Below are 1,803 nucleotides of genomic sequence, written 5' to 3'. Positions count from 1 at the left end.
TGTGGAGCAGTTACCGTTATACCCTCGGTGAGCTGCCTTCACCAGACTGGCTGGCTACGGATGCCATGCTGTTGCAGTTTTCAGAGGTTCGGGAGCGGGCCTGTGAACGGTTTGTTGCTTTTGTGCTGGCAGGAGTCGGCATTAATATCTGGGTGCATCTCAAACAGCAGATCTATCTGGGGGATGATCAGTTTGTTTCGGACCAACAGCAATATATTGAAAATCCGGTGAAAGGTAAGGCGCTTTCTGAAGTGCCCCATAAGCAGCAGCGCAAACCTGCCAAGTCTCTTGATTTTTATCAGGGGAATTATGATTCTCTGGAAGCGGCTGTGTGCGCAGCTTTTGGTTCAGGCGGCTATACCCAAAAAGCCATTGCTGATTTTTTTGGGCTGCATTATTCCACGGTGAGTAAGATGATTGCCCGACAGGGGTGAAGCCTCAGCTTGACATGGCACGTTCCGGGGAATGCATGCAACCTTTTATAAAAAAGGAAGCAGAAACTTTTACGGGCAGCGTTCCTCAAACCTGTTCCGATTCACTCATAACCCCCCATCCAGCCCAGAATTTTCAAGGCTTCCTTCGAATTGCCGGTTTCTGCTCTGGCCAGGTATCGGTTACAGGTATCAAACTTGCCAAAGCTATGGCTTCTCCAACGACGTCACAACCGGCAGAGCTCCCAGCTTCTTTCGGCTCTCAAAGCTGTAGAGTGTTTTGGCTCCTTTGCTATTGGCACGGCGGGCAATCAGGCAGTCAGAAAAATCCACATTGGGATATTCTTTGTAGTCCATGAGTGCGCATAGCAAGGCATTCCAGTCTTCAAAATGAAAGCGGGTGTTACAGGCGAGTTGTTTGAGTGCATGGTGTATTTCTGTTTTGTTCAACTCGAAGGCTGTTTCCAGTACCCACTCCGTTTCGGCCAGTACGATGTCTGACAGGAAAACGGAGTCTGCAGAGTTAATGGTTGCAACTGCAGCGGTTGCCTGCCATGCCGGGTTGCGGACATCGGTCGGCTCTAACAGGTAGCGCAGTAATACATTGGTATCAACAGCAATCATGTTTTATCCCGGAATTTATTGGCGGCTTTGCTCTTGAGCGCTGATTTAACCGCCTGCGTTGTGATGGTTACTCCTTCTGGGTTGGCCGGGGAGATAGAACCAGCGAGGTCGTCCGATGAGACTTTAACCAGGTGAGCAACACCATCCCGTTCGAATACCTGTATGAAGTCACCAGGCTCTAGCCCAAGCTTATTGCAGATACTTTGTGGAATGGTCACTTGCCGTTTTGCTGTTAATTTGTGCATGCTATTTCGCTCTGGTATTACTTTTATATAATAGTAATACTTAAGATAGGCTGAAGTTGCGGTTTCAGCAAGGGCCCGGAGTTTTAAAGCCTGAAAGAAACCGGGAGGCTTTCATTGTGCATAATCGCTGTCGTTTATATGAATGTGACGTTCAGGAAATTCTGCTGACCGAAAACCAGTCCACCTATATACCCATTGGCGTGGTGCATCGAAAGGCTTTTTTTTTACGAGATGCCGGCAAGTTTGACCTTGAGCTGTTTGAGGTACAGAGCGGGGGGGTATCTGGGGGAGGATGATATTGTGCGGTTTGAAGATACGTATGGGCGTACTTGAGTTGTGAGGTGTAGGTTGTGAGGTTTGCGATTTGAGGGAATGGTTCTGAAGTCCCACACAAGCAGAAACGGAAACCGGCAAGACCCCTTGAGTTGTACCGGGCCAGTTTTGATTCTCTAGGAGCCTGTCCGAGAATAGCGCCCGTAGCGAGGATGGCAGAAAATTGAGGA

Annotated in this window: 2 protein-coding genes and 2 pseudogenes; 2 read left to right on the top strand and 2 right to left on the bottom strand. The window is 48.9% G+C overall.

Features of this window, described 5'->3' with window-relative positions; genetic code table 11:
• A pseudogene (locus KDK14_RS08860) lies at positions 1–434 on the top strand (addiction module toxin RelE); the annotation flags it as partial.
• 204 nt (positions 435–638) lie between these two features.
• On the opposite strand, the gene KDK14_RS08855 reads toward KDK14_RS08860, so the two are convergent.
• Together KDK14_RS08855 and KDK14_RS08850 are read right to left on the bottom strand one after the other, a co-directional pair.
• Complete coding sequence (locus tag KDK14_RS08855) at positions 639–1,055, bottom strand: PIN domain-containing protein (RefSeq protein ID WP_257264729.1); 417 nt, start codon at positions 1,053–1,055, stop codon at positions 639–641.
• A complete protein-coding gene (locus KDK14_RS08850) occupies positions 1,052–1,300 on the bottom strand; it encodes an AbrB/MazE/SpoVT family DNA-binding domain-containing protein (protein WP_257264728.1) in 249 nt (82 codons plus the stop codon). The genes KDK14_RS08855 and KDK14_RS08850 overlap by 4 nt, the downstream gene beginning before the upstream one ends.
• 152 nt (positions 1,301–1,452) lie before the next feature.
• Between KDK14_RS08850 and cpsB the strand changes: the two are divergent.
• A pseudogene (cpsB, locus tag KDK14_RS08845) lies at positions 1,453–1,633 on the top strand (mannose-1-phosphate guanylyltransferase/mannose-6-phosphate isomerase); the annotation flags it as partial.
• Positions 1,634–1,803 lie beyond the last annotated feature (170 nt).

It is taken from the genome of Endozoicomonas sp. ONNA2 (assembly GCF_024606365.1).
GTDB lineage: Bacteria > Pseudomonadota > Gammaproteobacteria > Pseudomonadales > Endozoicomonadaceae > Endozoicomonas.
The sequence above is the reverse complement of the archived record's forward strand: the minus strand, read 5'-3'. Positions and strand labels throughout refer to the sequence as shown.